Annotated in this window: 7 protein-coding genes; 1 reads left to right on the top strand and 6 read right to left on the bottom strand. The window is 46.1% G+C overall.

The window, feature by feature from the left end:
* Together B3O33_RS11000 and B3O33_RS10995 are read right to left on the bottom strand one after the other, a co-directional pair.
* The coding region (locus B3O33_RS11000; RefSeq protein ID WP_292363586.1) for a hypothetical protein at positions 1 to 881 on the bottom strand (881 nt) is incomplete at its 3' end.
* A gap of 12 nt (positions 882 to 893) precedes the next feature.
* A complete protein-coding gene (locus B3O33_RS10995; protein ID WP_292361416.1) occupies positions 894 to 1,574 on the bottom strand; it encodes a tellurite resistance TerB family protein in 681 nt (226 codons plus the stop codon).
* Positions 1,575 to 1,679: 105 nt separating this feature from the next.
* Between B3O33_RS10995 and B3O33_RS10990 the strand changes: the two genes are divergently transcribed.
* Entirely contained in the window at positions 1,680 to 2,204 is a 525-nt protein-coding gene (locus B3O33_RS10990; protein WP_292361415.1) for a retropepsin-like aspartic protease family protein, read from the top strand.
* On the opposite strand, the gene B3O33_RS10985 is transcribed toward B3O33_RS10990, so the two are convergent.
* From B3O33_RS10985 to B3O33_RS10970, 4 genes are all read right to left on the bottom strand, one after another.
* A complete protein-coding gene (locus B3O33_RS10985) occupies positions 2,190 to 2,906 on the bottom strand; it encodes an ElyC/SanA/YdcF family protein (protein WP_292361414.1) in 717 nt (238 codons plus the stop codon). The two genes, B3O33_RS10990 and B3O33_RS10985, sit on opposite strands and share 15 nt — an antisense overlap.
* Positions 2,907 to 2,967: 61 nt before the next feature.
* The gene (locus B3O33_RS10980) at positions 2,968 to 3,669 is read right to left on the bottom strand and encodes a lytic transglycosylase domain-containing protein (RefSeq protein ID WP_292361413.1); all 702 of its coding nucleotides are present in this window, start codon (positions 3,667 to 3,669) and stop codon (positions 2,968 to 2,970) included.
* Between the two features lie 5 nt (positions 3,670 to 3,674).
* Positions 3,675 to 4,127, bottom strand: coding sequence for a CopD family protein (locus tag B3O33_RS10975; RefSeq protein WP_292361412.1), 453 nt, complete (start codon positions 4,125 to 4,127; stop codon positions 3,675 to 3,677).
* A gap of 10 nt (positions 4,128 to 4,137) precedes the next feature.
* The coding region (locus B3O33_RS10970) for a fumarate hydratase (protein ID WP_292363585.1) at positions 4,138 to 5,478 on the bottom strand (1,341 nt) is incomplete at its 5' end.

Here is a 5,478-nt window from a genome sequence, read left to right as displayed (position 1 = left end):
AAGTAGGATGGGCGATAATAATTCTGTCCTGCTGAAAGATCCGCCAGGTAATTATCCATCGGGGTGACGGCCGCAAGAATACCTTTTTCACTGATCACATCAAGGTTATAGAAATTATTCACCAGCCAGTCATGATAGCTGCCATCAGTGTTAAATTGTCCGGTGATTACGGCGAAATGACCTGCAAGTGCTTCATGATCATCACCCTGAGCACCATTCAGCATCAGTCCAAAAACCGGTTTTCCGGCAGCACCCATGGCAGAGCCGGGGGTGCGTTCCCATAATAACCGGCTTTGATGTGGTTGCCGTACGCCACCATCATCTGCCTGAATCAGGGTTTGTAAGTCTTCATCTGCATTTAGGGGGAGTAACTGAAAGTTGGTAATGACAAAATCCAGCGGCCAGACCGTGCGGGCTATAAACTTGTTGTCGATCCATTCGCCGCGTAGGCGTATATCACGTTGGTTAAAAAATGCGGTGGTATCCTGATTCCAGAATGACTGGTTCTGAGGGATTTGCTTAACGGTTTTAAATGGGACTTTTTTCCCATCTTTTATGCTGATGAGTTGGCCTGAAGCATCGAGCTGTGCAGACTCTATTAAATCTGGGGAAGCTATCCAGACGGCGATGTCATCGTTGATTTCAGATTGTTTTTCCAACCATTCTGGCAGCTTGACTAATGATGAAGCGGGGGTAGGGAGGGGAGCGATAATTTCATTGTTGAAATACCATTTAGCCTGTTCAGACAGATTACAGTCAGTACAATTTCCAGTGGTCAGTTCTGCATCAACTGTTTCAACTGAGACAGTATCAAAGAGGGTTGTTGACTGCGCAAAACTGCTGCCCAGCAACATGAAAAACAGCGAGGGTAAAAATGACATGCGCAAAGCATATCATGAGACAGCGTTATTTTTAGCCTGATGGATTTCAGCTTTTAATGCTTCATCGAGATTTAGCTGACGCGCCAGTTCATCCAGATACGCTTTTTCCATAAAGCTATCTTCATCAATCATGATCAAACTGGCCAGATACATTTCAGCAGCCATTTCCTGAGTTGACGCTAACCTGGCAATTTCAACCGGGTTGACCGGCTTTTTTAACTCTGAATCTATCCATTTTTGTAATTCGGAATCATCGGTATATTCAGCAATTTGCTGATCAATTAACAGACGCTCCTGATCATCGATATGTCCATCCGCCTTGGCGGCCCCGATCATGGCTTGCAGAATGACCTGACTGTGACGTTCAGCCTCTGCTGCGGGTAACTTGTCTATGGTTTGTGGCGTGGCTTGTGGTGCTGTTTGCAGGTTATTTTGCTGCCAGTTCTGATAGGCTTTAAATGCAACAGCCCCCAGCGCTGCTACACCACCGTATTTGAGTACACTGCCACCCATTTTGCGTGCCTTTTTATTGCCAAGCAGCAGCCCCACCGCTGTTCCCGCTAAAGCACCGCCACCCGCACCCGTTAAAAACTGACCTATTTTATTGTCACCACTGCTGGAACCATTATTTTGTTTATCGAGAAATTGCTGACCAGATTGTAAAAGTTTATCCATCAGACTGCGTGTGTTCATTTGCCAATGTCTCCAACTTGGATGTAATTTGAGCTACTTGCCCGCATAATGTCATTCTGACAGTCGTTATACTGAAATGGTTTTACCTTAACTGAAATAGCTTAAATGAAAATGAATCCCGCACATCAACAAGGCTCGTCAAAAGCATTTACCATTATTTTCTGGTTGTTATTAATGGGGTCACTGACATTGTTTTTTAATGGTTTCATTGAACAGAAACATAACCCTAACCGGCATCTGGTGGAAATGGATGCCGGTCTGGGCTCAGATGTCGTGCTATTGAGAAATCAGGCCGGACATTATGTTGCTCCGGGGTTTATCAATGGCCATGAAGTGACCTTTTTGCTGGATACCGGGGCGACCAATATCAGTGTGCCTGCAGGAATCGCCAGAAAAGCAGGTTTGAAGCAGGGGCGCCAGGCCATGGTGAATACCGCAAATGGGGTTGTACCCGTTTATGCTACGGAATTAGAGACCGTGCAGCTGGGAGCGATAAAGCTGCAACACATTCGGGCGCATATTAATCCACATATGTCTGATGATATTGTATTGCTGGGAATGAGCTTTATGAAACATCTTGATATGACCCAGCGCGAGGGGACACTAACGCTGCGATTACCGAATGTCTGATGTCGTTCGGTTACTCTCGACAGCCCATTTTTCATAATGTGAACCGGGCTCACCTGGCTGAAAACAACACGCTACCCAAAAATTACCAATCAATTCTGTTATGACTGATTTTGCGCCATCACTGCTTTTCCACCATTGTTTAAGCTCAAAATTATGTGGTGCGGCGGCATAAATACCAACATTAACATCAGGAAAGGCCTGTTGATACAAACTGCGGGTGCGCCTGGCATGTACATGGCTGGTATGCACATTTAGTTCGGTTAGTGTTACACCATGTAAAGTGAACCAATCCCTGACCATAACGGCACTCAGATAAGTACGTTCCTGAGCCGATTCGGGGGCCGGTATCACGATCAGTTGCTCTGCAGACAATCCCTGGGTCAGCATGAAATCGCCGGCCTGCTCTGCATACGAGGCATGGGCTGGATTTACAAAACGATCATTAGGTCCGCCAGTAGTAATCATGTATTGATATTCTTCTGCATGAAACATGGCCAAGGCAGATAACAGGCTGTTTTCATCCTGCCAGCCTTCCACCACCAGGTAAGTACGATCAGCGGCGGGCTGATTGGGAGCAAGGATAACGGCCAACTGTTTTAAAAAATACAGGCTGCCAAGTATCAGCAACAATAAAATAAGCAAACTTCCCCAGAGTGTGGGAAACCATATTGGTCGTTTTCGAAATAAGGCAAAATTAGACAAACAGTCGATCCCTGATTAATACCGGCAATAGAGAAGAGTAGATCAAATTAAGTTGAATGAATTATCCTTCCTGCCCATATCGATGATGCAAAATCCCAACACGTTCAACATACACTTCTGTCTCGGCAAAGGGAGGGATTCCTTTGTAACGTTTCACTGCACCTGGACCGGCGTTATAAGCCGCTGTAGCCAATTTGATATCGCCGTTGAAGGTATCAAGTAATCCCGACAGATATTTCACGCCACCTTCAATATTCTGCTGCACGTCAAACGCATTGGTGACACCGAGATCCTTAGCGGTTCCGGGCATCAGTTGCATCAGCCCTTGTGCCCCTTTTTTGGAAAGTGCTTTGGCATTAAACGCCGATTCAGCATGGATTACCGCACGCACAAGCGCTGCATCTACTTTGTACTTACCCGCCATGGTTTTAACGGTATCAGCATAATCGGAAGTATTCAGGCTGATGGTATGCCAATTGATCTTGGAGGTCGGATTACAGGCGTAACAATCATAAGCCAGCACCTCGAACTCACCATTTATCGGTCTTTGATCGGAAAAGCTGAAGCTTTCACCATCATTGGAAAGTGACTTATAAATAATGGTTTTATTACTGTTAATCGACGTCGGTTTGCGTACATCTATATCGGCATTCGTAAATTCCACCACGCCATCGCTATTGCGAACCTGCTTAATATCATTGGCCAGCACACTGCTGGTTAACAGCAGTGAACACAGTGGAATATATAAATGCTTAGCAATCATAGGATCTAAAAATAGCGTCCAGCCGAGCCAATGACAATCACAATTAACCCTAGAATGAGATTTGCTCGAACAAATTTACGAATTTTATCCAGTTCATTGGCTGAGGCTATCCAGTCGTGTTCGGCAACAGCCCATTTAAGTTTTCTGAATGGGTTAAAAAACACATGTAGGAACAATAGAATCATAAATATTCCGAGTAATAACATGATATGTACATGAACACCGACACCGCCCATGCCGCCCATCATAAACAGCATGCCAAACCCGGTAACCAGGATGGTGACAATGGATGCCCAAACCCATGGGAAAAAACGTTTAAATACACTCGCCCAAAGTGGAAAACGTTGCTCTGGTTCAAGCATGGTAGCCGCGACGGGGCGTAAAAACATAAAGGCGAAAAATAGTCCGCCTACCCAAATGACCGAAGCCAGTAAATGTAAACTTATTGCAATGCCCATAATAATTTCTCTAAGTTGTTATCGTTTTAATGGGAATGCCAGCGATTTTCTGCTGCCACTCTTGAGGACCGGTTTGATGTACTGACCGGCCTTGGCTATCCACTGCTACAGTGACCGGCATATTCTCAACATAGAACTCACGAATGGCTTCCATGCCGAGCTCTTCAAAAGCGACCAATCGAGAAGATTTAATCGCTTTCGATACCAGATAAGCAGCGCCGCCCACGGCAATCAGATAGGTAGATTGATATTGTTTAATCAAATCAACCGTTTGTTCACCACGCTCGGCTTTACCTATCATGCCTAACAGACCGGTTTTAGCCAGCATGGTTTCAGTAAATTTATCCATCCTGGTTGCGGTGGTGGGGCCGGCAGGACCGACAATTTCATTTTTCACCGGGTCTACTGGCCCGACGTAATAAATAAATCGATTATGAAAATCCAGGCCTTCAGGTAAGGGTTCGCCTCGATCCAACAGGTCGGCTATTTTTTTATGAGCGGCATCGCGACCGGTTAAAAAATGGCCGGTCAGCAATAACGTATCACCCGGTTGCCATTGTTTAATCTCACCATGCGTCACGGTATCAAGATTAATATGTCGGGTGTTTTCAGCGGCCTGCCAGGTGATTTCCGGCCAGTCATTTAAGGAGGGCGGAGTGAACGTTGCCGGGCCAGATCCGTCCAGGGTGAAATGCACATGACGTGTAGCAGCACAGTTCGGAATCATCGCTACCGGTAAGGAGGCTGCGTGGGTGGGATAATCTTTGATTTTGATATCCAGAACGGTCGTCAGTCCACCTAAGCCTTGTGCGCCAATGCCCAGGTTGTTGACCTTTTCATATAACTCAACACGTAATTTTTCAGTGGCGGTTTGCGGCCCACGTTCAATCAAATCCTGAATATCAATATCTTCCATCAGGCTTTGTTTGGCCATCAGCATGGCTTTTTCGGCTGTGCCACCAATGCCAATACCCAGCATACCCGGTGGACACCATCCGGCACCCATTTTGGGCACGGTTTCCAGTACCCAATCCAGCAGACTGTCACTGGGGTTCAGGATGGTGAATTTGGCTTTGTTTTCGCTGCCACCGCCTTTGGCGGCAATATCAATTTCTATCTTGTCGCCGGGAACCAGTTCGGTATAAATCACCGCCGGTGTGTTATCACCAGTATTTTTACGACTGCCAAGGGGATCGGTAACGATAGACGCACGCAGCACATTATCCGGATGTTGATAGGCCTGACGAACGCCTTCATTCACCATCTCTTCCAGGCTTTGGTCGGTCTCCCATTGCACTTGCATACCAACCTTGAGAAAGATATTCACAATGCCGGTATCCTGACAAATTGT

The organism is Methylophaga sp. UBA1464 (assembly GCF_002325665.1).
Classification (GTDB): domain Bacteria; phylum Pseudomonadota; class Gammaproteobacteria; order Nitrosococcales; family Methylophagaceae; genus Methylophaga.
The sequence above is the reverse complement of the archived record's forward strand: the minus strand, read 5'-3'. Positions and strand labels throughout refer to the sequence as shown.

Bases quoted from the DNA above. Each gene is read 5' to 3' on its own strand.
- B3O33_RS10995 (WP_292361416.1), bottom strand. From the start codon at position 1,574: ATGAACACACGCAGTCTGATGGATAAACTTTTACAATCTGGTCAGCAA.
- B3O33_RS10975 (WP_292361412.1), bottom strand. From the start codon at position 4,127: ATGGGCATTGCAATAAGTTTACATTTACTGGCTTCGGTCATTTGGGTA.
- B3O33_RS10980 (WP_292361413.1), bottom strand. From the start codon at position 3,669: ATGATTGCTAAGCATTTATATATTCCACTGTGTTCACTGCTGTTAACC.
- B3O33_RS10990 (WP_292361415.1), top strand. From the start codon at position 1,680: ATGAAAATGAATCCCGCACATCAACAAGGCTCGTCAAAAGCATTTACC.